Here is a 24,403-nt window from a genome sequence, read left to right on the forward strand (position 1 = left end):
CAAAGTCTGATCGCACGTACCAGCGATCAGACCGATCGACGCAAGCGCGCCGTCGTCATCACCACGGCAGGACGAACAACAGTCGACGAACTCCGCCGCACCGGAGCCGCGCTGGACCACGACCTGCTCGCGGGCTTGACCGACCACCAGCGGACGACCCTGCACCGGCTGCTACTCAAGGTGTTCGACACGATTGTCGACAACAACCACAGCACGATCACAATGCCAGCACAGCCGGCCGACCGATCGGCCGCATCGAGAACTTGAACAGAACGTCGCCCACCCTGAGACAACCTCACCCGCACTACACGCATGCGCCGCACCGGTCCGCACCTTGAACGGCCGACCTGGTCTTCCGACGCTCCTCCGGGCATGGGCGACGGGGTGGCATCCGCCACTGTGCGCGCTCATCAGCATGATCGGGCGGAGCTAGACGACATGGACGTCCGGCCTCCCCAGGCCGGGGCCAGGTACTTGAGCCGGCGTGTTGCGCAGTTGCGGTCAATCCGGACGTCGCGGCGGTTGAGCAGGATAGGTCCGGCGGTTCGGTCTCTATTCAGCGTGGTCGATTGCACGGCCGACTGCGGGCGGCAACGGGATGGTGGTCGTACAACGAGCGCGGGACCCCGCTCCGCGCCACCGGATGCAGAAGGCGGCACCGTTCCTGACCCTTGACGGCGACCGTGACCCGGAGATCGAGGACGGCGAGGTCGCTTGGGTCGGCCGGCACGCGGTTGGCCCTCCGCCTTCCCCGAGCTGCTGCACCACCTGGTGGGCCCTCACGCAGACCACGGGGCGGACGGCGAGGGGCACAAGCCGTAGTCTGCTGCCGGTGTGGCGACGACAGAGATCATGGGATGCGGTCGACTGGGGCTCGGTGCAGCACGCGTACGGGCCGGCGGTGGAGGTGCCCGACCTGCTGGGCCGGCTGCGCTCGCGCGACCGGGAGGCCCGCCGCAATGCCTACCAGGGACTGTTGGACCTGCTGGTGCATCGGGGCTCGAGGTACGAGGCTAGCGCAGTCGCGACGCCGTTCCTGGTCGAGATCGTCGCTGATCCCAAGGCGCCGGATCGCTTCGCCGCCTGTCAGGTGCTGGCGACCGTCGCGGTGGGGGATGAGAGTTCCTGGCTGATCGATCGCCCCGACGTGGCGAAGGCGCGGCGCGAGGTAGAGCGCCGGGCCCACCTCACCCGGGGCCAGTTGGAACGGGAGCACTCCGACTGGGCGGCAGCGGGAAGTACTGACCACGAGCGCTGGGCTCGAGCGCGCCGCAACGAGTTCTCCGATGTGGAGGGCGACCGCGATGCGGCGCGGTGGCAGATCGCGGCGTACGACGCGGTGCGGGCCGGGGTGCCCGCGTACCTCGCCGCCCTGGCGTCTACCGAGACCCCGGTACGGCTACACGCCGCCCACCTGCTGGCCTGGTTCCCCGAAGAGCGGGAGTCAATCACGCCGGCCCTGGCCCGCCTGATCGGCGCCGAACCGCAGCCCATGGTCGCAGCGACCGCCTCCGTGGCCGCGGGGCTGTGCGGCAGCGTTGACGATCCTGAACTAGTCAACGCGCTGTCGGCCCGCCTCGGCAGCGACAACCGGGGAGAGCGCTGGTCGGCGGTGCTGGGGCTGGCCCGTCTGGTGTCGCGCCCCGACCGGCCGCTGATCGAGGAGCTGTACGCCTGCCTTTTCGGAGCCGTCGGTCCCGTCCCGTACTGGCCGTTCCTCCACGGCGGCATGGCGACGTTCGCCGCACTCACCGTCCGAGACCTCGACGCGGCAGTCGCCCCGGACCGGGTGCAGATCCTCGTCGACCGGCTGAACGCGCCAGCTGACGACACCGAGCTCTACCTGCTGCTGCGTGCGGCCCTCGACACCGCCTTCCCCAACGGCCCGGTACCGGACGGCACCGCTTTCACCGAGCTGGGCGCCGATCAGCGCACCGCCGTCGCCGGGCTGCAACGCAGCGGAATCCTGGACGACGGCGCAATGGTCAGCATGCTGCTGGGCGCCTACAACCTGCCCGACGACCAGATGGCGATGACCCGGTGGTGCGACAGCGACGCCGATCGTGAGTCCGGCTCCGCCCCCGGTTCGCAGGCGTGATGACACTGGCCGCAGGCTGACCGCCCGACTACCGCAGATGCGCACATTATCTGCGGCAGATGAGCGCGCCCGCTAGTGGCGCCGTTCGGCCGGTCAGGACCCGAGGCGGGGTATTTCTTGACTCTCGACCCGGTCGAGGGCTGACCCTTCCTGGGTGACGTCTGAAGAGCGCGACCAACGATCAGTCCCTTTCGCGATTGACCTGGAGATGCTGCGGCCGGTACTGCGCGCCGGCTGGGGAGCGGATACCTGCGACCCGCACGATGCGCAGGATTGGCACGCCGGCAACGCAGCCCGTGGTCAATGCGGGGTGACTGCCTTGATCATTCAGGACCTGCTCGGCGGAGAGCTGATCCTCGGCGAGGTCCTCGCCGGAGACGCCAAGGTCGGCTACCACTACTGGAATCGATTGGCCGACGGCCGCGAGGTCGACCTGACAGCTGACCAGTTCCAGCCACCGGAAGTCGTTGTCGGCGGTCAAGTCCAGCAACGCCCGCCGGGCCCACCTCGACGATGCCCCCAGCAGTACGAGATCCTGCGGGACCGCGTCTTCGCAGCCCTCTACGGCGGCAATCCACGCAACAGTGACGGCCGGCCAACAGGCCGAGCGCACGAACGGCGGCAATAGCGCGCGTCCCGATGAGCCAGGCGACCGCAGCGGTCAACTCGGTTGTCGTGACCGCTGCGGTCGGGCGCCCTCCGGTGGAGGGCGGTTCACCAGGGCACGGGCGTCCCGTCCCAGGAGAGGAATTCACCCGTGGGGCCGTCGTCGGGTAGCAATGCCAGTCGGACCGCGCCGGCCGCGGCTTCGGCCGGGTCTCCGCCGCCGGCGCCGCCGAGGAAAGGACGCCGAGCATCGAACAGGCTCACCAGACAGGGAACGGATAACGCCGGCAAGCAGGCCCCCGGGCGACACGAAGATCACTTCTCCCACCAGAGAGCCCGCTCTGCCTGGACATTCAGGTATGCCGGACCGTCGTGGCCCTGCGGCTTCGCGCCGGGTGAGCAGGCCACGACCACTACCGGCAGTCCGCTACTGGATCGTGCCGTTGGTCATCCCAGTGGGGCCGGACCGGGCCGCCGGTAGGCGCCCGTGCATGAGTAGCTGACAGGTGCCGGCGAGATGCAGTACTCGTCGCACCGTGTGGTGCGGACGCATGACTCGGAAGGACGCGCCTGCTTGCAGGGCTGTTGCCCGTGCCCCTAGCAGGGTGTCCAGGGCGACCGGGTCAAGGGATGACACTCGGAGGAGGTCCACCACCAGGTGTGTCACCCGGTGGCGGGTCAGGACGGCGGTGACCGCCCTGGTGAGGTCCTCGCTGGTGTCGGCGTCGAGGTTGCCGGCGGGGCCGAGAATGGCGACGCCGTCCATGTCGACGTCCGTAGTGATGCGTAACGGTGCCACTGAGGGTTCTCCCTGCTGCCCTTCCAAACAGCTGTCGAGCCTATGGACGGTCAGTCAGAAGATCTATGCCGGGATCACTAGACATCCCTGCCGGCCCGGGCTAGCTTTCTTCGAGTTGAGAGCAGAGAACCGAAGAGGACGCAGATGGGCCGCCCGGTCGTGAGGTTACGACGGGCGCAGGAGTGGGAACAGGTAGAGGCTTCGGTGCTCCCCTCCGAACGGCAGTAGAAGTACGTCAGCTCCGGCGTGATCGACGACGGGGCGCCGCAGGTGGGGCCAAGATGTCTTCAGGGCTCCATCTGAAGATTCGCCACACGTGTACGGGGCCATGAAGGTGCGTGGGCCCCGACACCGGCGGACCGCACACCAGCAAGGGAAAGAGAAGTAGAGGAAAGGGAGGGCCGCACACCGTTGGATCGCCCGCTACCGGTCGTTATTCGGGCCAGGCGGACACCGCAGTTTCCATCGAACGAGAGGTGGTCTCCGGTCACGCATATGCGATCCTCGCACTCGAAGCCTTCACTGAGGGCTGGTGCGGAACGACAAGCCGACGTTGCCGTCGGTAGATGGTGTTTCTGACCCGCAACCCTGGGCCCCGGCGTGTACGCGCCGGGGCCCTCGACGTGCAGGTGACATGGGGCAGAACCCCGATGACATGTTCGGCGACGAGGACTACCGCGCCTACACCATCGGCCAGGCCACGCTGATGCTCGGCACCACGCAGGACTTCCTACGCCGCATGGATGCGGCGAAACTGATCAACCCGCACCGCTCCACCGGCGGGCACCGCCGCTGCTCCCGCTACCAGCTTCGCCCGGCCGCCCCGGGCCGGAAGATGGTCGACCAGGGCACCGCCCTGGAGGCCACCTGCCGGATCATCATCCTCGAAGACCAACTCGAGGAAGCCCTGCGACACAACCAGCAGCATCATGGGACGCAGCGACACGACTGACGACCCGCCCCCGCGTTCAGGCACTCGGCGTAGCGCTGATGTCGTTGAAGGGCGGCCAGCCGTCGAGAGCCAATCCATCGTCCCCGCCTCGACTTTCGCGGGCCGGCGCGGGGGCGAACGTGACATCTCCTGACCCTCTCTTTCCTGCGCGCCCCCCGGACCGCTTGGCTGAGCAGCCTTGCCCCGAGGACGGACATCAGACGTGACATCCTGTCCCGGAGCGGCAAGGCTAGCCAGTCCCGCCGGCCTTGGGCCGTGAATTTCCACTGCCCACGTTCATCGCGCAATCGTGCCGCCGGAGGCTGGGCCGCCAGCGGCCGGATGGAGCCGGGTCCATTGAGGAGCCAGGAGCCTGAGGACAGACGCGCCGGCCGAACGGCCCTGTTGACCTTGCTTCTTCCGGTCTACCCTGGAGAAGTGGAGGTTGTGCTCCGCCGCCACCGCTTCTAGCGTCTGCTCGCGGCTGTCGGCAGTTTCGGAAAGGGGTTCCATGACCCCGATCATGTTGGCGACAGTTCCGGCCACCGCTTCGATCGTTTCCCGTGGCCGAGTTCAGGCCGCCGCCCATCCGACGCCGCGCGCTGCCTGCGGTGACCGCGCTGCGGGCATTCCTTGTGACCCCCGTCCCTGCCTCACGCGGCCGGCGGCAGCGCCTCGGGCGCCTGGCCGGCTGCCGGCCACGGCCTGGTGCTCCTCGCCGTTCCCGATCGACCCCGTCGCGTCCGTCGCGTGTTGGTGAACGCCGGCTGATCGCACGACGTGCGGTGGCACTACAGCCGCCCGGCGCCGTGACCATAGCCCTACCGCCGTCCACCCGGCCCGTCATTCAAGGTGCAGCGTCGCAGGCCCTGCACCGGAACAGCGACCTACCTGAAACTCTCGGAGGAGAAATCATGATGCGAATCCGCCAGCCACGGCGGTGGCCGTGGACGGTCGCCGCCGTGGCGATCGCCACGACACTGGCCGCCGTCCGGATACGCGCCAGACGAGGCGCCGTGACAGACGACGGTGAACCAGCGCCCGTGGCCGACCTCGACGATGCACCGAACAGCCCGCCCACCGCCCGGCAGAAGGCAACCACCGCGGCCAACCAAGCCGCCGGACGGGCACTGACCGCCGCACGGCACGCCCGGCAAACGACCGGCGCGGTCATCGCCCAGGTAAGAAACCGGATAGCCCAGCGACAAGCAACCCAACCCGACGCTACCGACCCCATGCCGCAGGCCGAATCGACCACCGCAACCGACACTGGACCCCCAAGCGTCAACGACGCATAGCGCGGCCACCGGCGCCGGCAAGAGTCGAGGATGGGCCTGGCTGAAAGGCCAGGACATCCTCGTGTCATCTCAGTCGGGTGCCCCGGGACTCGGTCACCTGTGGGACCGGCGGTAGCGGCGGTAGCCGGCTGGTACCCGTCCTGACGGGCGTCGGCAGCGTCGCTGTCGCCACCGGCCGCAGCCTTGCTGGTGCTCTACCGACGCCGGAGGTCCGAGTCCTGACCGGGTAGGCCCCGGCCGGCCGGGGCCTACCGAGGCGCGAACGATTGCCTTGCCGTCGGGTGTCGGCACTCGACTGGCATTAGCAGGCACTGTTCCCGCCCGCCGACGCACGGGCACCGGTCCGTCGGCGATCAAGCTGCGGCACCCGTGGGTTGGGCTCGTTTCCGCCATTCCGCCACGCTTGCCAGAGCACCGGCGGCATGCTGACCGGGAGCTGCGGCGGTTGCGGCCACCGGCAAGGCTGACCACAGCCGTGACGGGGGCGGACTAGCGTGTGGTGACTGATTGACGCAGGGCAGCTCTTCGAGCCCTGTTGGCGGACGTCGGAGTGAGGCAGGGGAATTGACGATCGAGGCGGTCCGCCGCGGCTCGTGGGTGCGCCTGCGCCTGCGGGGCGAGGTGGACGTGGCGACAGCCGGACTGGTGTATGACGAAGTTCTCGCCGCGTTGCGGTCCGAGACGGTGCGCCATGTCGAACTGGACCTGGCCGGTCTGACCTTCATCGACTCCGCCGGGATGCGCACCCTGGTGGCCTGTCACCGGGCGGTGCATGTCTGTGGCGGAACCCTGACAGTTATCAGCATTCCACCGTCCGTGCGCCGGCAGCTCTTTGCCGCAGGGCTGCTCGGGCTACTCGCAGGCACGTCCGACGTGGCGACTCTGCCCGACTCCGCCGCATCACAAACCGATAGCCCAGGTGCCTGTGCCGCAGCCGAGGTCAGCCGCGCACGGTAAGGAATACCTCACAGGTAGCTGCCGAAGGCACCGTCGCGGCAACGGGCCAGGGCGCCGACGGCGGTGTCTCGGGCAGGGGCCGATCGGCTCGGACGTAGCCTGCATGTTCGCGTTGGTGTCGGCGTACAGATGGCGTCCTGTGTTTTCGCCGTCGAGTGGGCGCTTCGGCGGCGTCTATGCTCCGTCGCGTGGCCAGAAGCGGGATGAGCGGTGTGAATCTCAATGATGTGCTGTTCGCGGTGGAGAAAGCCGCCCCGGTCGACGGTGTGGAGGCGGTGACCCGCAGCGTCGGGGCTAGCCTCGACGCGTTGTGGGTGTCGTTTCTCGTCGCGGACATGAGCGGTCGCGCCCTCGTGCGTCTGGTCCACGTCCCGATCGGTGACGTGCCCGGCGCGCGCCGGCAGGACGACGACGTCGCGATGGTCCTGCCCTTCGATGGCGGCCCTCAGGAGCAGGCGCTGCGCGCACAGCAGGTGCTGGTCGAACAGGCCGGCGACCAGCCGGAAACCCGTTGGCCTGGCAGCCTCTGAGGTACGTGTGTCTGAGCCCCTCGGGAGTGAGAGGCGTTCTCTCAGCGATTGAGGCTCGTCCACATCTGCCCACGGGAGGTGCCGGATGCACCGACCGGAATGGGTGCCACCAGACGTCGATATCAATCGGCCGGCGGCTGCGCGCCTTTTACGACTACATGCTCGGCGGCTCACACAACCTCGCCGCCGACCGGCAGGTCACGGAAGAACCGATGGCAGCAACGCCGCCAACTGCTGGCAGCGCTGCAGGAACATCGCATGTTCCTGCGTCGGGCGGTACGGATCCTCGCCGCCAGGCCGGCATCGGCCACTTCGGGCGACAGGTCACGTTCGCCTACCTCGTCGGCTGGATGCTGCTCGCCCTCACCCTGCTTGTGGCGAACCTCCGCACCACTGGCACCGCCCGCTGAGCGCCCTCCCCGGGAAGGAACGCCCGGCTGCACGCGACTGGACCGACGCTGGTTGCCAGGCTAAGCGTGCAGCAGCGCGGACAGGGCCTGGGCCGGCACCCAACTCACCCCACTGTGTTGCTCCACTATCAGCGAGCCGGTCAGGGCCAGATCGCCGCGAGGCTGACCCCGACGAACGCGGCGCCGAGTCCGGCGACGACGCTGACAGCGGCGTTGAGCAGCGAGCCAGGCTGTAGAAGCGGGGCAGCGTCCTCAAACAGCCGGATGGTTTCGTACCCGAAGGTCGAGTAGGTGCTCAACGCCCCGCACAGCCCGGTGCCCAGCAGAGCGACCAGCGGGCTGGACACGGCGCCGTTGGTGGCGCCGCCGATGAGCACGCCCAGGATGAGCGAGCCGATGACGTTGACCGCCTGCAGGTCCGCACCTGCGGCGTGTTGACGATCCCCACCCAGGGGCGAAGCAAAGTTAGTTGATCATGGTTTGTGCTGGTCGGGGTCATCGGGTCGCGGTGTCTAGGGCGGCCGATGGGCGCGGCCTTCCTTTGTGGAGGATGAAGGTGCTGAAGCCATCATCTCCGTCAAGAAAGGCCGCTTGTGGCAGTCTCGCACGTCCCGGTCGCGGGCATCATCGCCTGCGGCGATCGTGATTTGTCTGATGTGACGTCGTTGGTCGAGCTGTTCGCGCTGGTGAGGGATCCGCGTAAGCGGCGGGGGGTGCGGCATCGATGCGCGGCGGTGTTGACGCTGATGGTGTTGGCGGTGCTGTGCGGGGCGGGTAACTTCCGGCAGGCCGCCGACCGGGTCGCGGAGATGCCGCAGGCGTTCCTGGCCGCTGCGGGTGCCCGCGCCCATCCGGTGTTGGGGGTACGGTTGACGCCGAGCCGGGACACAATTCGTCGGCTGGTCGAGGCTATCGACGCTCCCGCTGTTGACCTGCTGGTCTGCCGGTGGATGGCCGCCCGGCTCATCCCCGACGGCGGACGGTTGGGCGTGGGACTGGCAGTGGACGGTAAGACGGTCCGCAACTCCGGCGGCGGCGCATCCCCGGACGCGAAGCTGTTCTCGGCGATGCGGCACGACACGGCCGTGGTCATCGGGCAGGTCCAGGTCCCCGCCGACACCACCGAAGTGACCCAGATCGAAGCGCTGCTGGGCCCGATCCAGGTCGCCGGGATGGTCGTCACCGCCGACGCCGCCCATCCCAACCGGGACACCGCCGAATACCTCACCGGCCGGGGCGCCGACTACGTGTTCACCGTCAAGGGCAACAAGCCTTCCCTGCTGGCCGCCATCTGGAACCGGGTGCCCACCGCGACTGCCGACACCGCCACACACGTCGAGGAAGAACACCGCAACGGGATGATCATCCGGCGGTGGATGTGGACCGCCGACGCCGACGGTGTCGACTTCCCCGCCGCCGCACAGGTCTTCCGGCTACGCCGCGACACCTACAACCTGTCCGGCCAGCGCATCAGCAAAGAGATCATCCACGGCATCACCAGCCTGAGCGCCGATGACGCCACTGCCGGCCAGCTCGCCGGTTACGTCCGCGAACACTGGGGCATCGAAAACAAGATCCACTGGGTGCGCGACGTCCTGTTCGCCGAAGACCACCAGCACGCCTACACCGGCCACGCCGCCCACGGCATGGCCCTGCTGCGCAACCTCGCCCTCGGACTCATCCGACTCGCCGGACACACCAAGATCAAGCAGGTGCTGGAACGCAACCACGGCAACAAGACGCTCATCCCCGCCCTGCTCAAAGCATCCCGACCATGATCAACTGACTTTGCTTTGCCCCTGGATCCCCACCTGGGTAGGTCACTGATCAACAAAACATCCGATGACCACCGCTCCTACACGCTGGTGCTCGTCCCAGCCCTCCGATACACGTTGCGCAACCTCGTGCTGCAACCATGTAGGGTTTGAAGCCAGCCGGCGACACGACTCGCATAGCGGCGGTAATCCGCCATCATTATTGCTCTGATCAGGCAATCTGCATTGGAGTCCCGTCGGTACAGCTTTCGAAATCGGCAGGCAGTACTTCAGGAGTTTTCCTGTATTGGCACACATGAGGAGAGCCTTTACGTAATGCGGTTGCATTTCGCCTCCCCCTACATACTCGATGCTGTGCGCCCCGACGAAGGCCCTGCCCAGCAGCGCGGATCCGCGTCCCTCATGTCCAGCCGGAGTACCGGCAGTTTGGCCGGAGTACCAGCCAGTTTGGCCGGAACGACCGGAGCTCTCTCGCCTCAGCGCCTCGGGCAGATGCAGGTCCAGCCCGATAGCACCTAGCCCCGATAGGCCTAGAAGGAGAGAACCCAAGCCCATCCTGCCATGCCGCCCGCTGACTCCCGCTGCTCGTCCGACGCCCGGCGAGACGGCCCTCAAAACGGTCTGGGCGTTGATCCGGCGCGTCGAAGCGGTTGTGTCAGACAGGCAGGACCGTCTACAAGCGAGGACCCTCCGGAGAGCAGGATGACGCCTCAGCCAGAACCAGACCGGTCGGCCGGTCGGGTGAGAGGCGTTCAACGCATCAGGGTGACGGCGACTCTGACGATGCTCCCCGCCAGGAGGGCAGTTCGGGCGAGCAGACTGTACGGCGACCACTGGTCAGAGCGCGAGGTCTGCGCAACAGCGGGTCCCTACGGGCGGATTCCGGTTCCGCTCAGCCGTTTCGCTAGCTTGCACACCGACTCGACAAGGGCCCGCATCGACGTAACGGCGGCTGGGGACACGACGCCTGTGGGTGTGGGAGGGCCGGTGCTCCGGTCTTCGAGCCCGGGCGGTGCTCAGCCTCCCCACGGCATGACGTACCGCCCGGGCGTCATAGAGCGGCGATGACACGAAGCGGACGGCATTGCGCACCTCCATTGGATGTCACGGGCCCGAGGACATGATCGAAGGAAGCGCTGGCACACGCGAAGTACCGTCTGCGGTCACCGACAGGGTGAAGACGCTGACGCCGCATCCGCGACCCGGCGGACCCCACGAGGCATTCGCGCAGCTCGTGCGTCACGCTGTCGACACCGCCCGCCGCGAACGCGGCTGGCGGATCATCGAGACCGCCGCCCACTCGGGCGTCGGCCGGTCAACGATTTTCCGTTGGCTCAACGGCGACTGGAACGGCTACCCGCAGCTCAAAGAGGTGGGCCGCTTCTGCCGCAACCTCAAGCGGCCCGTCACCGAGGCGATGCGAGCCCTCGGCATGCCGACGAGCCGGGCCACAGTCAGTAGGCCACGCGCTCGGGAAGCATCTGTCCGGGCGGACGTCCGGCTCGTCCTCACGCGACTGTCCGGCCCGGCGGTTGCGGCGGAGGACAAGCAGCACATAGTGGTGCCCACGGCCTGACATCCCTGATCCGGCGTTGCCGTACATCTGCCATCTCTCAGGAACTTGATTTTCACGTTGGCGTCTTCCGATAGGACCGTCGCTGTGGGCAGGGTGAGCCCAGCGGACAGCGGGCAGATCGTTACGCAGGCCGTGGACGAAGGCGTGTAGCGGGCGAGCCTCGGCCTCTACCTCGTCCAGCCAGGTGTGGAGATTGTTGCCGCAGTGCTTCCCTGCGCTAACGCTGCCGGCTCCTGGTCGACCCCTGGCCCGTTGCGGCGGTCACCGGGGCCGGATGTCAGGGCGTTCAGGACCCCGGTGACAGTGAGTACTCGCCGCACCTGGGTGGCGGGATTGACCACAGCGAAAGGGCGACCTGCAGCCCTGGCCGAGTTCCGCGACTTGATGAGCGCGGTGATGACGGTGGAGTCGATGAATGTCAACTGGGCGAGGTCGACCTGTACCCCGCCGCCTGCATCAACCACCTCCTGCAGCAGCGAGTGCAACTCCTCGGCACCGTTGATATCGATCTCGCCGGACAGTGCGATAGTTCTCGCGTCACCGTCGGCACGAACCTGATACTGCCAATTCGGCTCTGGATTCACGTCTACTCACCCTTCATCGGCAGATAAGTCCACCCTATCCCTTTCAGGGTTTGAGCTGTCCGAAGCGACAGGTGTCGATTGGATGGTGAGGCAGGCGCTCACCGAGGCAGCGACTCCGGCGGGCCCTCCAGCCACCATTAGCGTGCCGGTCAGCTGGTGAGCCAACCACAGCCCTCGGCCGCCCGGCACGTCCGCCGCCGGCATCTCGACGAGCAGGTCACCTATGCCGGCACCGTGATCGGTCACCTCACACACCAGCACATCAGCGCGCAGGTAGAGATCCAACTGGCCTGCCCCGCCGCCGTGGCGCACCGCGTTGGTCGTGCGCGCCTGTATGAGCGCACCACGGAAATCGGCCGATCACGCGGCCGGGGACCTACGCGTTTACACGTTGTCGGTCACCGCGATCAGCTGCGGAGGGTGAGGTCGTTGGCGAAGCTCAGCCGGCGGCTGGTGGTCCACGGCACCGTGTGCCTGTCGGTTTGTCCGCCCGGTCGACACCCGGCCCATAGCCTGACTCCATGACCGAATCGGACGGGCAGTCGCAGAGCGTCCGCACGGTGATCGTGGCCGGTTCCGTCAACGTCGCTGTCGCCGTAGCCAAGGTGGTTGCGGGTCTGCTCTCGGGTTCGGCGGCCATGCTGTCGGAAGCCGCGCATTCGTTCGCCGACACCACGACCGAGGTGCTGCTGTTCGTGGCGCTGCGTCGTGGCCGCCGCCCGGCCGACCCCGGGCGCCCGTTCGGCTACGGTCGGGAGAGCTACATCTGGGCTCTCCTCGCGGCGGTCTTCACCTTCGTCAGCGGCGCCGGCTTTTCCATTACCCACGGCGTGCACGTCATCGTATCGGCCCAGGAGACTGGAGATTACGTCGTCTCGTACGCGGTGCTGGTCGTCTCCTTCGTCCTGGAGTCGGTGTCTCTGATCCGGACGGTGCGGCAGGTACGGCGCCGGGCCAAGCGCTGGGGCATCAGTTCGGCTAGGGTCCTACGGCGCACGCCCAACACCGCCATCAAGGCGGTGTTCCTGGAGGACAGCGCCGCCCTGATCGGCCTGGGGTTGGCCGGTGCAGGCCTCGGGGTCGCCGAGCTGACCAGTGATCCGGTTTGGGATGGCACCGCATCGGTCGCCATCGGGGTTCTGCTGCTGGTGGTGGCCACGATTCTGGCCCGCAACAACCTCGCCCTGCTCGTTGGGCGGGCAGCCCGGGAGCCGGTGCAGGACGAGATTCGCCGGGAATTGGCCGCTCTGCCAAACGTTCGAGGCGTCGTGGAGCTGCTGACCCTGCAGCTCGGTCCCGACGACATTCTCGTTGTCGCGAAGATTGACTTTGCCGACGAGGTCATGGGCGCCGACATCGAAGACGTGGCCGACGAGGCCAGACGACGGCTCACCGCGCGTAACCCGGCAATCCGGTTCGTCTTCCTCAGCCCGTCCGCCGTCGGGGCGTAGGACTTGCTCAATCGCCCGAACAAGCCACCGGCCAGGTTGCCCTGACTGTTCTGCGTGTCGCCAGCCACCGGCAACACCTCAACGGAACGCCGGTCGGGTAGCAGCCGGCCGCCTGCCTCGGACAACGACCGCATCAGCCTGCGCCTGAGCTGTCAGTCGTCGTCTTCCTCGCCCCGTGCATGAGAGTACCCGGCGAGCAGGTCCTGAAGGCGGGCGGCGGTGTCGGCGCTGATCCGGCCCCCGTCGGCCGCGTCGGCGACCCGCTCGCTCAATTCCCGAATCCGCTTGGCGCGGTCCTTGGGCTTGCCCCGGTCCAGCTCGGCGAGCTTGTCTCGCAACTCCTCGGCCGTCTTTGGGTCGATCTCCCTCCGGCTCTCGGCGTTGTCGATCACGGCCGTCAGCTGAGCGGCCAGCTGCCGTAGGGTGACTGGCTTGGGCCCGCCGGTCGTTGGCGGAGCGTTAACCGGATCGGGCGACTCGCCCGGCGCCTCCGACGCTGGCTGCTCGACGGGTGTGACGGCGACCGGTGGCGCGGCGGCCGGATTGTCCGGTTCGCCGCCGAGGGTAAGCATTCCGACCACCCCGGCGACGAGGGCGAGGCCGGCCGCGGCGATCACCGCGAGCAGCCGATTCGGCTGGGGCGACGAGGCTGCCGGCGATGCAGCGCGCAACGGACGCGCCGCGGGCAGCGACCGGTCGATCAGCGTGAGCGGGTGCGCCGGAGCGACGGCGGCCGGGCCGGCCGGCAGGGTGGGCAGGATCGCGGTTGGAGGGTCGGCCGGGTGGCCGGCGACGAACCGGGTGGCGAGCTGTGCCGCAGTGGGCCGGCGGCCCGGGTCGGCCGCCAGGCAGGCGAGGGTGAGCTCGGCGATGTCGGTGGGCAGGCCGGGGATGCGCAGCGGCGGCACCGGGGTGTGCCCGGCGTGCACCTCCAGCGCGTCCTCCCAAGTCTGCACGGGCAGCGGCGCCCGGCCGGCGAGGGTGCAGTAGAGCAGCGCGCCGAGGGCGTAGACGTCGCTGGCCGGGTTGGGTGGACCGGCGGCCAGCCGCTCCGGGGCGAAATAGGCGGGAGTGCCCATCAGCAGCTCGCCGGTCTGCCCAGCGAGCGGGTGGTGCGGGCCGGCGAGCGCGGCGATGCCGAAGTCGAGCACCTTGGCGCCGGTCTCGGTGAGCATCACGTTGCCCGGCTTGATGTCGCGGTGCACCACGCCGATCCGGTGCGCGGCGGCGAGCGCTGCAGCGACTTGCACGGCCATCCGGACCGCCTCCGGCCAAGGCAACGGGCCGCCGGTGAGCCTGTCGGCCAGGTTGCGCCCGTCGACCAACTCCATCACCAGGTACGGCACGACCGTGCCGCCGGCCAGGGTCGCCTCGCCGTAGTCGTACACCTGGGTCACGTGCGGGTGGGTCAGCCGGGCGGCCGCGCGGGCCTCCCGCTGGATGGTGGCCCGCAGCTGCGGGTCGACGGCGAAGTCGCCGGCGAGTGCCTTGACCGCGACGGGCCGGCCGAGCACCTCGTCGTCGGCACGCCACACCTCCGACATCCCACCGAGCCCGATGCGCACGCCCAGGACGTACCGATCGTGCAACCGGAGGGTGGGCGTGAACGGCGACATGGTCATCCAGTCTGCCCGCCCGGCGGCACCAGCCATCAACCGCCCTGCCGCCGCCGGGCTGAGCGCGCCGAGGAGACAGCGGTGGGTACAGCGGCGGCGCTGAAAGGAGCCACCCATCAGCACCTGGTCCCACGCGCAAGGCGATCGGGCGGAAGAACCGGTTGACCGCGACTGCTGGAAGGCAGAAGGCGAGTACCACACGCCGAGCACGTGCTCTGCCTCGTCTCCCAGTGGGCTGGAGGCCCGCCTGACCGCCGCCGATCACCACGACGTCACACGACTCAGGCATGCGCGGCACGTCCTTGTGTCCGCCGATCATCATCCCGAGTGATCCAGAAACTCGCAGACAGGGGCAGGCGCAGACGCGGGCACCTCGACGGTGACAGGCGGACCGCCGAGGACCAGGGGGCCATCAAGGGTCGGCTCTGGCGGACGACGGTGCTGGCGACATGGTCCATCGGTGGCGCGGGGACGTGGTGTGACCGCCCTCCGGGCGACAGAGCTGACCGGTCGAGCGCCAAAGGAAGGCGACTTCTTCGAGCGCGCCGAGGAGATTACCGAGCAGGAAGCGTGGGCCGCCGACCGTTTTGTCGTTGTAACGCCATTACGACGTCCGACGCCGGTTGAGGAGGAAGGTCGGGGTGCGCGACCTCCTCGACGGGCGCGACCGCCCGACCCCCGCGGTCCCGCCCGTTCAAGATCCATACGACGCACGGCAACGCCTCGCACAGGAAGTAGCCATGGCCCAGTCGGAACCGCGAACCCCACCGCCACCGTGGCCGCAGCGCGCTAACGCCGCGTCGGCTCCGCCTCCGGATTGGAACGCACCTACTACGCGGCTAATCCGGGTGCAGCCGCGCTCGGACCAATGGTGGCCATATGCCATGTTCGGCGGGACCACCTTGCTGATCGGGTGTATCGCCGTGATGGTCGTCGCGTTCTCCAGATGAACTCGGCGACCTTCAGGACATCCTCACGACCCCGCTCAGCGACGGCCCCGCCATCCTTTACAACCCCGGGGCGGGGCCGTTTCGGATATCAGGGCGTTGTCGCCGAGGACGTCCAGAGCTGGCAGCTGCTGCAGCCCGACACCGCGAGAACTGTCTGCCTGCCATGCGACCGGCAGGTAGCGGCTTGCAGGCGGGCCTGCGCCATGGTGGGCCGGCGGGCGATGGTCAGGTGAAAGTACTGGCCCACCCCATCCGCGGACGGGCACGATGTGCCGGCTTTACCGCGACCAGACCGGCTGACCACCGTCGTCATGCCGCCCGATGCGGTCGGCGGGGAATGAGCTTCGTGGTGGCCTCCGCGGTGGTCCGCTTCAGCTCCTCCAAGACGGAGGTGTAGATGTCGGCAGTCATGGTGTAGGAGGCGTGGCCGAGGGTGTCCTGGATTTCTTTGATGCTGGCGCCAGCGGCGAGCATGAGGGTTGCGGCGATGTGGCGGAGGTCGTGGAATCGGACGGGTGGGAGGCCGCTGGCGGCGACCAGGTTGTCGAACCGTTGAGTGATCGTCTCGGGGTGCCAGGGTTTGCCGTCGGGCCGGAGGAAGAACAACCCGGTGTCGGGCCAGTCCGAGCCGCTGACCAGTTTCCACCCGTTACGGCGGGCGCGGTAGGCGCGCAGCACGCTGACGGTGTCCTCGGCGAGGGGGATGACGCGTTCTCCGGCGCGTGATTTCACCGGCTTGGTGATCGGTTTGTAGCCGACGCTGGTGCGTTGTTCGGTGATGGTGATGGCGGCGGCGTCGAGGTCGACGTCGTAGTCGCGCAGCCCGCACAGCTCGCCACGGCGTAGTCCTCGGTGGGTGGCGAGCCGGCCGCGCGGGCGTAAGGACGCCAAGCTGCGGATCCCGCCTAGCGCCGAGGAGATCGACACCTTGTTCACGGGGTGGGCGGCGGAGCTGACGACGTGCCGCAAGTTCGCGCCGACAGCCCGCAACTACACCGCGGCGAGGTTGATGGCCGATGTCGGGCTGCGGGTCAACGAGGCCCGCAGCCTGGACCTGCACGACATCAAGTGGGACCTCGGCCCGTTCGGCAAGCTCCACGTCCGCCTCGGCAAAGGCGCCAACGGCTCCGGTCCCCGCGAACGCATGGTGCCGTTGATCAACCACGCCGGCCGCACCCTCGCCTGGTTCATCGAGGACGTGTGGGCGCTGTTCGGCGGCGACCACCGGTCGCCCGGCGCGCCGCTGTTCTGCTCGGAACGCCTCGGCGGCGGCCGGGTCGGTTACGACGCGCTGCGCGCCGGGCTCGCCGCCGCGGTCGCCGCGCACCTGCCGGCCTGGACGGACAAACTCACCCCGCACGTGCTGCGGCACTACTGCGCGTCGCAGATGTATCTGGGCGGGGTGGATCTGATCGCGATCCAGGAGATGCTCGGGCACTCCTGGGTCGCCACGACCATGAAGTACGTCCACGTGCACCGCACCCGGATCGAACAGGCATGGCTCGACGGGCAGCGACGCGCCGCCCGACGACTGGAAGGACTGCGCTGAATGCGGTGGAACATGCGCCTGGTCGCGGCTCAACGCGGCATCTGGAAGGCCTCCGCGCTGCAGCAGGTGTTCGCCGAGCACGGCCTGGTCATCTCCGCCGGGAAGATGTCCGGGCTGTGGTCCGGCCAGCCCGTGACGATCAAACTGGCCGACCTCGACGTGATCTGCGTGGCACTGAACTGCCAGGTCGGGGACCTGCTGATCGCCGAACCCGACACCGTGTCCCGGCCTGTCGCGGAAGCCGCGAAGGCCGCTGCGGACGCCACGACCGCCGTCCCGCTGACCCGGGTGGTGCCTCGTCGCCGCGACGGCCGGTCGCTGCCGCCGCGTTGACCGGTGGCCGCCCGCGACCACGACGGCACGGTCGTGCCGCGCACCGTCACCAGCTGCGCAGACTGCTTCGCCTGGCGTCTGACCTACGCCCAGGGCGTTTGCCTGCCCTGCTACAACTTCGCCGCCCCGCACAAGGCCTACCCGAGCGGCGAGTGCGCGGCCTGCGGCCGGGTGCAGCGGCTGAAGCAGAGCTACTGCCGCCTGTGCTGGTGCCAGGCCCGCGACGAGCGGGCGAGGCTGGCCAGCGACGCCCGCTCCGCGGTGCTGCTCGCCCCCTACCTGGCAGGCATCCGCTGGCAGCAACTGTTCCTGAGCCTCAGCGACCGCCGGCAGCCACCACCACGCACGGCACCACGCCGCTACGGCGCCAAAGGCCGGCCACCCAAGCAGCCACCACCGCACGCGGGCCGCCCCCGCAGCGCCTGGTTGCAAGAGCCACTGCTGCCGCCCGGACCCCGCACCTACCGTGCTGAGGTTGATCTGCGCGCCGGGCCGCCACCAGACAACCCCTGGCTGGCCTGGGCACTGCACCTGGCCCACACCACCGCCGAGGTACGCGGATGGGAACCCACCGCGCGACGCGCGATGCAGCGGGTCCTGGTCATGCTGCTCGCCGAGCACCGCGAACCCGACCGCATCCGTGTCAGCGACTTCGCGACAGTCGCCGCCCGGCAATACATCAACCTCGACTACGTCATCGAGATCCTCACGGCCATGGACATCGTCGACGACGACCGGCCCGCCAGCCTGGAAGGCTGGATGGCCACCAGACTCGCCGGACTGCCCGGTCCATGGCGTCGAGACCTGAGCAGCTGGGCACGCACGCTGCGCGACGGTAGCCCGCGCAGCCGGCCCCGCCACGCGGGCACGGTCCGCGCCTACGTCGCTGCCGTGATCGCCGCGGCTGCAAGTTGGCCGCAGCGCGATCACCTGCGGGAAGTCACCCGCGAGGACGTCACCACCTACCTCGCCACGCTGCACGGCCGACGTCGCGAAGTCGCCACGACCGCCCTGCGCGGACTGTTCCGATGGGCCAAGACCCACAAGCTGGTCTTCCGCAACCCCACCCACGGCCTGCGAGGCCCGAAGGTGCCCGACCCGATCTGGCCGCTGCTGGCACCGGACGACATCAGCGCGAGCGTCACCGCGGCAACGACCCCGCAGGCGTGGCTCTGCGTCGTGCTGGCCGCCGTTCACGCCGCCAGACCAGGACAGATCCGCGCTCTGCGCCTCGACGACGTCGACCTCGCCGGCCGTCGGATCACCATCGCCGGTAACCCTCGACCGCTGGACAACCTCACCGCCCAGGCGCTGCTCGACTGGCTGACCTACCGGCGCGAACGCTGGCCCAACACCGCCAACCCACACCTGCTCATCAGCTCCGCCAGCGCCATGGCCTCGCACCGGTCAGCGCCACCTGGATCCTGAACCTGCGCGGCCTGCCCGGCACCCTCGAACGACTGCGCATCGACCGGCAACTCGAAGAAGCCGTCGCCACCGGAGCCGACCCGCTGCACCTGGCCGCCGTCTTCGGATTCAGCGAAGGCACCGCCATCCGCTGGGCCGCCAACGCCCGAGAACTCATCGGCGGCCCTCATGCGGACCGCCGCCCTGAGTTGCCGTGAACCCCGGTGTCCGCATGGCATGATGTCCCCTCAGGACACCCGGATTCGCCATGCGAACACTTGGGTTCAGCCGAACTTGCGGACTTCTGGGTCTTGGCGAACACGAGGACGTCTTCGTGTGCGATGAGGTGCATCGGGGTGCCTGCGGTGCGGGCCCGGCGGACCTGCTGGAGCTGGAAGAAGCTGGGCCGGGCGACGAGGTGCCCGTCGCGGACGGCCGCCAGGAGTGCGACGCACCGGTCGACCGGGGTCAGGCCTGCGCGGATCCCCGCGCCGATGACCGCGGACGGCAGGTCGACCAGCTGGCCGTGCTTGCGCCACGGCCGTGCGGTGACCACGACGACGCCGCCGGGGCGCAGCAGTGTGTGGCAGCCGGCCAGGATCTGCGCGAACCCGTCGGCGAGTCCGGTGAGGTCGCGGTAGGCGAGGTTGCCTCGGTCGGTGCCGTCGTTGTAGGCGTTGTCGAACTTCGCCACCCCGTCCGCGCCTGGGCGGACCAGTCCGTGGACGGTCGGCCCGTACGGCGGAGATGTCACCACCAGGGCGACCTGGCCGGCAAGGGCGGCGGGAACGAGAGACAGGATGCGGGTTGCGTCGCCGCGCATCACCGCCGCCCTGCCGGTCGCCCCTTGGCCCTGGGCGTGGGTGGTGTTGGCGTCGGCGATGTCGGACCAGCGGGACTCGTATTCGACGCCGATGGCGTCGCGGCCGGCGTGGATGGCCTCGACGAGGGTGGTGCCGATGCCGCACATCGGGTCGAGGACCAGGTCCCCGGGGTTGGTGTAGGCGGCGACGGCGTGGGCAGCGATCGCCGGCAGCATCCGGGCGGGGTGCTTCACCGATTCGGGCACGTAGCGGCCTCGACGCTGCACCGGCCCGGTGCTCTGGGCGGTCGCCCACACCGACAGGCCCTCTGGCCCGGTCGGGGCCGGGTGGCGTCCGTCGTACTCCCGGTGGCGATCCTCGGTGTCGCGGTGCATGCCGCCGGTGCCCTCCGGCCGGACCGGCTCGTCCGGTCCGTGGGTGGTGGGGTGCTCAGCCACGGCGGTCACCGCCCTCGCGGTGCCGCCGCCGTTGCGACGGGGTGGCCGGTGGGGGGCTGAACACCAGCAGGTCAGCGTGGACGCGGTGGTGCGTGAGCGTCCACTGCTGCCCGGCCGTCTCCTCGGCGAGGGCGAGGAGTTCTTCGTCGGTGACGTGGTAGACGAAGGTGTCGACGTCGGTGTCGGCGGTGACCGCGACGATGTGCTGCAGATACCCGAGCCCGACGTTCGCCGCTGCGGCGGCGAGAGGGCCGAAGTCCTCCGGCGTCGCGATGGTGCCGGCGGGGACCGCGACGATGAGCACGAGGCAACCGCCGTGGCGCAGCAGCCGGGCGCAGGCGGTCAGCAGGCACGCCAGGCGTACCCGGTTGGCGGCCTCGTTGGCGTCGAGGGGCCAGGAGGCGACCAGCAGGCCGGTCGGCTGCGGCGAGCCAGCGGGGTCGGCCGGGTCGGTGAGGTCGTCACCGAACCAGGCGCTCACCTCCGGCACGTCGTCGTACTGCTGCTGCTCGTCCGACGGGTTGGGTTCGGCAGGTTCGCTGGCCGGACCGATGAGGAGGTGGGGTCCGTCGGTGAACCGGCCGGGGTGGTGCCGGCGCCGCCCGGCGAGGCAGGCGGTGGTGAGGGCGTGGTCGTCGGTGCAGTCGACGACAGTGTCGCCGGGCCGGCTGTAGGCGGACACGAGGCGGTAGGCCAAGCGGGCGCCGACGGTGCGGCCTGCGTCGGCGGAGGTTCGGGCGGTGCGCCACACGGTGATCGGCACCGGCGGGTCGCCGGCCACAAGATCGGTCAGGGTCGGGTCGGCGCCGGAGCGGTCCGGGTCGACGGGGCGGGCGGGGGCGTGGTGCTGCGGCGTGTGCTCGCTCATGTGGTGTCGGCTCCGCGCCGCGCGGGCAGTGCGCTGACACCCTCAAACCCGTGTTTGTGTGCTCTGGCGAACGCCCCCGTTCTCACAACGGCTCACAGCCGCTCACAACCAGCGCGAAATGAGGTACTTAGCCCCGATGTCTCGCCTCACGAGCGCGTGGTTGCCCCGCTTCGCAGCGGAACGGTGTCGCCGGTGCGACGCCATTGGGTCAGGGTGCGCCAGCCGAAGGCGAGCAGCAGACCCAGCAGGTAGAGCAGCAGCGCGAGCCAGGCCACGGGTTACGCCTTCCGGTCGGTGCAGCAACCATCGGTGCAGCCCGAGCCTTGGCCGGTGGCGGCGTCGACGGCAGGCAGGGGTGCGCAGTCGTCGCAGTGTTCACCGCGCCAGGCTTCAACGCCTTCCTTGACCGCGACCCCGGCGATGACGAGCGCGGCGATCGGGTCGGCCCACGACCAGCCCCAGACGGCGTTGAGGACCAGGCCGACGAGCAGCACCGCCGAGAGGTAGGTGCACAGCATGGTCTGGGTCGAGTCGGCCATGACCGTGGCCGAGCCGAGTTCCCGGCCGGTGCGGCGCTTGGCCCGCACGAGCAGCGGCATCACGAGCAGCGACGCGATGGCAAGGCCGATCCCCACCGGGCTGGCGTCAGCGTCGCCGCCGGCCAGCAGCGACCGGACGGCATCGAACGTCACCCAGGCGGCCAGAGCGAAGAACGACGCGCCGATCAGCCGCAGCGCCAGCCGCTCCCGATCCTCGGGCACCCGCGAGCGGAACTGCCAGATCAATACGGCCGCGCTGGACACCTCGACGAACGAGTCCAGGCCGAAGCCGATCAGCGCCGTGGAGGAAGCCGCAGCGCCAGCGGTGATCGCGACCAGGCCCTCCAGCAGGTTGTAGCCGGCGGTGGCGTAGGCGAGCCACAGGCTGCGCCGGGACAGCACCACACGACGCTCCGGGGTGAGCAAGGAGGCGCTCATGCCCTCAGCTCCGCCGGGGAATCGGCCGGGCTCCCGTAGACCGGGCACAATGCGACCGCCTCGCCGGTCGCGGCCAGAACCTGTTCTGCCGAGCGCAGCAGGTCCAGCAGCTCTGGGCGGGTCAGGGCATAGAACGACTGGCGACCCTCGACGCGGTAGTCGATCAGGCCGCAGTCACGAAGACACGCCAGGTGCTTCGACACCGTCGACTGCGCCAACCCCAACTCGCCCGTCAGGTCCACCACCCGAGCCTCGCCGGTCGCGATTCGGCGCAGGATGGCCAGCCGGGTCGGGTCGCCGAGGGACCGGAACAACGCCACGGCAGGGCCGAGCCCCGGGGTGCAATTAATCGTCACACGGTGATGATAGCCAGATGTAGCGATGGCTTGCCAAGGCGGGGCGGCGTGCAATCTACGTGCAACAGGCGGCCGGGATCACCGGCCAAGCACGGCCAACCAAGGCAACGGCGACCAAGGCGGCAGGGGCAGATACAAAGAGGTCCCCACCCACGTTTGCGCAAGTGGGGACCGGCAGCCCGGCGAAAGGCCATGTGGCCAAGGGCGGGGTCGAACCGCCGACCTTCCGATTTTCAGTCGGACGGTTGGTGCATAGGTTGGCGGCCGCCGGGTCACTGCTGCCGCCCCACGGCCGAACAGAAGAGCTGCGGTCCGTGGCCGTCCGTATTGCCGCTCAGCTCCTTACCTGAAGGCGGAACCAGCGAGCTGGCGTGCTGCTGCCCCCGCTCGCGCACGCGCGCCGACACCTGTAGAGCACGCCGTGGCTGGCGACGTTCTGGAAGGACCTGGTGTTGTCCGAAGTTCCTGGCCTCCGCATCATGATGTACCCGCACCTACATGGATTGACGTCTATGACATCTGCCGGTCGGCCCCTGCGGTGATAGGTGCGGTCGTCGCCGGCCGTGTCATGACACCGTCTCCGATGACATCGGGCTGCCACGCCCCGATGACTGCACCGTGGTCTCAGCGGTCGACGCCGCGATGACATCGACGGCGTCCGGTGTGACATTGCGGTCTGCGACCGTGTCGCCGCAGCCGGACGCTAGTCGTTGTGGGCGCTCGTGAGCGGCTGTGAGTGTCATCGCCGGCGTTGTCATCGTCGCCGTCACCAGTCGGGCGGACACCTCGCCCGCCGCGCGGGGAGAGTCGATGCCATAGCGGTTGGCGGTGTCACAGTGCAGTTCAGGGGCTGTGTCACACGCCGCTGTCAACGATCACAGTCGATGCCAGGGATTCGGCGTCAGAGATCGTGCCATCGTCGGCGCGGCGGTGTCAGACCCGGCGCAACCTGCGCTGTGAGTGCTTGTGAGGGGCTCGTGTCGTAATCGGCGCCTCCTGACGCAGCGACACCACCACGGCGTCAACCGACGATCTTGGTTGCTGGAGTGTGACATGACCGCCTCTGACATCGACTGGCCCGCCTCCCCGCTGGACGCCGCCGACGCCGCGTTCGCGGCACTGACCTGCGACCCCGCACCGATGACACTCGACCTTGACACGTTCGACCCTGGCACCGGCCTGCCCTGCCATGTCATGACACTGCCGGCGCTGCGGGATTGGCTCCTCGCGCACACGCGCGCTTTCTCAGCGCGCGACGAGGTGTGGCGGGAGTTGATCCGCCGTGCCCGCCTCGACGGGCCGGCGTGGGTGATCGCCGCGGTCGGCATGGCGATGCCGGCGCTGCGCCGCTACGCCAGTCATTTGTGCGCCGGCTACGGCGGCGATCCGGACGACATCGGCGCGGAGGTCCTCACCGGCTTCCTGGCCGCGCTGCGCGACCGGGTCGACCTGGCCCGCGACGCCCCCTACGCGGCGTTGTGCCGGGCGGCGTTTCGGGCCGGCTACGCCCTGCGCCAACAGGCCAGCGAGTACACGTCGGTGGACAACGTCGACCACGTCACCGGTCCCCGCACCCCAACCGTGCCCTACGGGCACCCGGATCTGCTCGTCCAACGGGCGGTCGGCCTGGGCATCCTCGACCGGGAGGACGAGCAGCCCTACATCGACGTCCGGCTCGGGCGGCGGTCGATCGAACCGGTCGCCGCCCGCCTCGGTATCACCGTCGACGCGTTGCGCATGCGGCTGGGACGGATCGACAGCCGCCTCGCCGACGCCCTCGCCAAAGGGCTGCTCACCGGCGTCACCAGCCAGCAGACGGCTGACGAGCTCGCCCATCAAGCCGTGCACCGCTCGGCCACCCGCACCGGCCTCGCCGCGGTTAGCCGCCGCATCGCCGATCAGATGCCGGTGTCCGCGCCGACGGCGCTCGCCGCCTGAGTCACACCTGCGCACCGGGTCAATCCGGTGCCGCCACACGCGAACCCCGTGAACGTCCTCGCCGGTCTCACCCGACCCGCCGGCGAGGACGTTCGGCTGTGCCCGCCCTGCACCTGCGATGGACCCCGACACG

The 24,403-nt window shown here is 69.2% G+C and carries 25 protein-coding genes and 1 tRNA gene; 14 read left to right on the forward strand and 12 right to left on the reverse strand.

Annotated features, from left to right (window positions below; translation table 11 throughout):
• The 3 genes from ACFOYX_RS15195 to ACFOYX_RS15205 form a co-directional block, all read left to right on the forward strand.
• Positions 1 to 267: MarR family winged helix-turn-helix transcriptional regulator (locus ACFOYX_RS15195; protein ID WP_377534042.1), on the forward strand; the 267-nt coding region annotated here is incomplete at its 5' end.
• A gap of 565 nt (positions 268 to 832) precedes the next feature.
• A complete protein-coding gene (locus ACFOYX_RS15200; RefSeq protein WP_322443050.1) occupies positions 833 to 2,098 on the forward strand; it encodes a HEAT repeat domain-containing protein in 1,266 nt (421 codons plus the stop codon).
• A 154-nt stretch (positions 2,099 to 2,252) separates the two neighbouring features.
• Entirely contained in the window at positions 2,253 to 2,726 is a 474-nt protein-coding gene (locus ACFOYX_RS15205; RefSeq protein ID WP_322443051.1) for a hypothetical protein, read from the forward strand.
• 405 nt (positions 2,727 to 3,131) lie between these two features.
• Here the strand turns inward: ACFOYX_RS15205 and ACFOYX_RS15210 are convergent, their stop codons facing one another.
• Entirely contained in the window at positions 3,132 to 3,503 is a 372-nt protein-coding gene (locus ACFOYX_RS15210; RefSeq protein ID WP_146231183.1) for an STAS domain-containing protein, read from the reverse strand.
• A 634-nt stretch (positions 3,504 to 4,137) separates the two neighbouring features.
• Here ACFOYX_RS15210 and ACFOYX_RS15215 point away from each other — a divergent pair.
• The 4 genes from ACFOYX_RS15215 (at position 4,138) to ACFOYX_RS15230 (ending at position 7,629) form a co-directional block, all read left to right on the forward strand.
• Positions 4,138 to 4,455, forward strand: a complete 318-nt coding sequence (locus tag ACFOYX_RS15215; RefSeq protein ID WP_322443052.1) for a MerR family transcriptional regulator — start codon at positions 4,138 to 4,140, stop codon at positions 4,453 to 4,455.
• Positions 4,456 to 6,296: 1,841 nt separating this feature from the next.
• Positions 6,297 to 6,689 (forward strand): STAS domain-containing protein, encoded by a 393-nt coding sequence (locus tag ACFOYX_RS15220; RefSeq protein ID WP_322443053.1) that lies wholly within the window; start codon positions 6,297 to 6,299, stop codon positions 6,687 to 6,689.
• A gap of 188 nt (positions 6,690 to 6,877) precedes the next feature.
• A complete protein-coding gene (locus ACFOYX_RS15225; RefSeq protein ID WP_322443054.1) occupies positions 6,878 to 7,219 on the forward strand; it encodes a hypothetical protein in 342 nt (113 codons plus the stop codon).
• A 158-nt stretch (positions 7,220 to 7,377) separates the two neighbouring features.
• Positions 7,378 to 7,629: a hypothetical protein gene (locus ACFOYX_RS15230; RefSeq protein WP_322443055.1), complete on the forward strand. Its 252-nt coding sequence runs from the start codon at positions 7,378 to 7,380 to the stop codon at positions 7,627 to 7,629.
• Between the two features lie 140 nt (positions 7,630 to 7,769).
• On the opposite strand, the gene ACFOYX_RS15235 is transcribed toward ACFOYX_RS15230, so the two are convergent.
• A complete protein-coding gene (locus tag ACFOYX_RS15235; RefSeq protein ID WP_322443104.1) occupies positions 7,770 to 8,081 on the reverse strand; it encodes a CrcB family protein in 312 nt (103 codons plus the stop codon).
• Between the two features lie 204 nt (positions 8,082 to 8,285).
• On the opposite strand from ACFOYX_RS15235, the gene ACFOYX_RS15240 reads away from it, so the two are divergent.
• On the forward strand, positions 8,286 to 9,407 hold the full coding sequence (locus tag ACFOYX_RS15240; RefSeq protein ID WP_377534045.1) for an ISAs1 family transposase: 1,122 nt from the start codon (positions 8,286 to 8,288) through the stop codon (positions 9,405 to 9,407).
• Positions 9,408 to 10,524: 1,117 nt separating this feature from the next.
• Positions 10,525 to 10,980: a helix-turn-helix transcriptional regulator gene (locus tag ACFOYX_RS15245; RefSeq protein ID WP_322443056.1), complete on the forward strand. Its 456-nt coding sequence runs from the start codon at positions 10,525 to 10,527 to the stop codon at positions 10,978 to 10,980.
• A 167-nt stretch (positions 10,981 to 11,147) separates the two neighbouring features.
• Here the strand turns inward: ACFOYX_RS15245 and ACFOYX_RS15250 are convergent, their stop codons facing one another.
• On the reverse strand, positions 11,148 to 11,564 hold the full coding sequence (locus ACFOYX_RS15250; RefSeq protein WP_322443057.1) for an STAS domain-containing protein: 417 nt from the start codon (positions 11,562 to 11,564) through the stop codon (positions 11,148 to 11,150).
• Positions 11,565 to 11,570: 6 nt separating this feature from the next.
• A complete protein-coding gene (locus ACFOYX_RS15255; RefSeq protein ID WP_322443058.1) occupies positions 11,571 to 11,849 on the reverse strand; it encodes a hypothetical protein in 279 nt (92 codons plus the stop codon).
• A 236-nt stretch (positions 11,850 to 12,085) separates the two neighbouring features.
• On the opposite strand from ACFOYX_RS15255, the gene ACFOYX_RS15260 reads away from it, so the two are divergent.
• Positions 12,086 to 13,015: a cation diffusion facilitator family transporter gene (locus ACFOYX_RS15260; protein WP_322443059.1), complete on the forward strand. Its 930-nt coding sequence runs from the start codon at positions 12,086 to 12,088 to the stop codon at positions 13,013 to 13,015.
• A gap of 152 nt (positions 13,016 to 13,167) precedes the next feature.
• Here ACFOYX_RS15260 and ACFOYX_RS15265 read toward each other — a convergent pair whose 3' ends face one another.
• Entirely contained in the window at positions 13,168 to 14,637 is a 1,470-nt protein-coding gene (locus ACFOYX_RS15265; protein WP_322443060.1) for a protein kinase, read from the reverse strand.
• Between the two features lie 1,253 nt (positions 14,638 to 15,890).
• Entirely contained in the window at positions 15,891 to 16,472 is a 582-nt protein-coding gene (locus ACFOYX_RS15270; RefSeq protein WP_322443061.1) for a site-specific integrase, read from the reverse strand.
• A 37-nt stretch (positions 16,473 to 16,509) separates the two neighbouring features.
• Here ACFOYX_RS15270 and ACFOYX_RS15275 point away from each other — a divergent pair, with 37 nt between their 5' ends.
• The 3 genes from ACFOYX_RS15275 to xerC are packed head-to-tail and all read left to right on the forward strand — an operon-like array spanning position 16,510 to position 18,891.
• Positions 16,510 to 17,130: a site-specific integrase gene (locus ACFOYX_RS15275; protein ID WP_322443062.1), complete on the forward strand. Its 621-nt coding sequence runs from the start codon at positions 16,510 to 16,512 to the stop codon at positions 17,128 to 17,130.
• Complete coding sequence (locus ACFOYX_RS15280) at positions 17,131 to 17,463, forward strand: helix-turn-helix transcriptional regulator (RefSeq protein WP_322443063.1); 333 nt, start codon at positions 17,131 to 17,133, stop codon at positions 17,461 to 17,463.
• Positions 17,464 to 17,466: 3 nt separating this feature from the next.
• Positions 17,467 to 18,891 carry an integrase gene (xerC, locus tag ACFOYX_RS15285; protein WP_322443064.1) on the forward strand — a complete coding sequence of 475 codons (1,425 nt, stop codon included), beginning with the start codon at positions 17,467 to 17,469 and terminating at the stop codon, positions 18,889 to 18,891.
• Between the two features lie 166 nt (positions 18,892 to 19,057).
• Here xerC and ACFOYX_RS15290 read toward each other — a convergent pair whose 3' ends face one another.
• The 6 genes from ACFOYX_RS15290 to ACFOYX_RS15315 form a co-directional block, all read right to left on the reverse strand.
• A complete protein-coding gene (locus ACFOYX_RS15290) occupies positions 19,058 to 20,140 on the reverse strand; it encodes a DNA methyltransferase (RefSeq protein ID WP_377534047.1) in 1,083 nt (360 codons plus the stop codon).
• On the reverse strand, positions 20,124 to 20,999 hold the full coding sequence (locus ACFOYX_RS15295) for a hypothetical protein (protein WP_322443065.1): 876 nt from the start codon (positions 20,997 to 20,999) through the stop codon (positions 20,124 to 20,126). The genes ACFOYX_RS15290 and ACFOYX_RS15295 overlap by 17 nt, the downstream gene beginning before the upstream one ends.
• Before the next feature lie 146 nt (positions 21,000 to 21,145).
• On the reverse strand, positions 21,146 to 21,274 hold the full coding sequence (locus tag ACFOYX_RS15300) for a hypothetical protein (protein ID WP_322443066.1): 129 nt from the start codon (positions 21,272 to 21,274) through the stop codon (positions 21,146 to 21,148).
• Positions 21,275 to 21,277: 3 nt separating this feature from the next.
• Entirely contained in the window at positions 21,278 to 21,976 is a 699-nt protein-coding gene (locus ACFOYX_RS15305; RefSeq protein WP_322443067.1) for a cation transporter, read from the reverse strand.
• Complete coding sequence (locus tag ACFOYX_RS15310; protein ID WP_322443068.1) at positions 21,973 to 22,332, reverse strand: metalloregulator ArsR/SmtB family transcription factor; 360 nt, start codon at positions 22,330 to 22,332, stop codon at positions 21,973 to 21,975. Before ACFOYX_RS15310 ends, ACFOYX_RS15305 begins: the two co-directional genes overlap by 4 nt.
• A gap of 195 nt (positions 22,333 to 22,527) precedes the next feature.
• Positions 22,528 to 22,626 (reverse strand) — tRNA-Phe (locus ACFOYX_RS15315).
• A gap of 759 nt (positions 22,627 to 23,385) precedes the next feature.
• Here ACFOYX_RS15315 and ACFOYX_RS15320 point away from each other — a divergent pair.
• Positions 23,386 to 24,270 (forward strand): hypothetical protein, encoded by an 885-nt coding sequence (locus tag ACFOYX_RS15320; protein ID WP_322443069.1) that lies wholly within the window; start codon positions 23,386 to 23,388, stop codon positions 24,268 to 24,270.
• The last annotated feature ends 133 nt before the right edge of the window (positions 24,271 to 24,403 follow it).

It is taken from the genome of Micromonospora sp. GCM10011541 (assembly GCF_042650725.1).
GTDB lineage: Bacteria > Actinomycetota > Actinomycetes > Mycobacteriales > Micromonosporaceae > Micromonospora > Micromonospora sicca.

Bases quoted from the DNA above. Each gene is read 5' to 3' on its own strand.
- ACFOYX_RS15265 (WP_322443060.1), bottom strand. From the start codon at position 14,637: ATGACCATGTCGCCGTTCACGCCCACCCTCCGGTTGCACGATCGGTAC.
- ACFOYX_RS15260 (WP_322443059.1), top strand. From the start codon at position 12,086: ATGACCGAATCGGACGGGCAGTCGCAGAGCGTCCGCACGGTGATCGTG.
- ACFOYX_RS15280 (WP_322443063.1), top strand. From the start codon at position 17,131: ATGCGGTGGAACATGCGCCTGGTCGCGGCTCAACGCGGCATCTGGAAG.
- ACFOYX_RS15320 (WP_322443069.1), top strand. From the start codon at position 23,386: ATGACCGCCTCTGACATCGACTGGCCCGCCTCCCCGCTGGACGCCGCC.
- ACFOYX_RS15245 (WP_322443056.1), top strand. From the start codon at position 10,525: ATGATCGAAGGAAGCGCTGGCACACGCGAAGTACCGTCTGCGGTCACC.
- ACFOYX_RS15295 (WP_322443065.1), bottom strand. From the start codon at position 20,999: ATGAGCGAGCACACGCCGCAGCACCACGCCCCCGCCCGCCCCGTCGAC.
- ACFOYX_RS15215 (WP_322443052.1), top strand. From the start codon at position 4,138: ATGGGGCAGAACCCCGATGACATGTTCGGCGACGAGGACTACCGCGCC.
- ACFOYX_RS15305 (WP_322443067.1), bottom strand. From the start codon at position 21,976: ATGAGCGCCTCCTTGCTCACCCCGGAGCGTCGTGTGGTGCTGTCCCGG.
- ACFOYX_RS15230 (WP_322443055.1), top strand. From the start codon at position 7,378: ATGCTCGGCGGCTCACACAACCTCGCCGCCGACCGGCAGGTCACGGAA.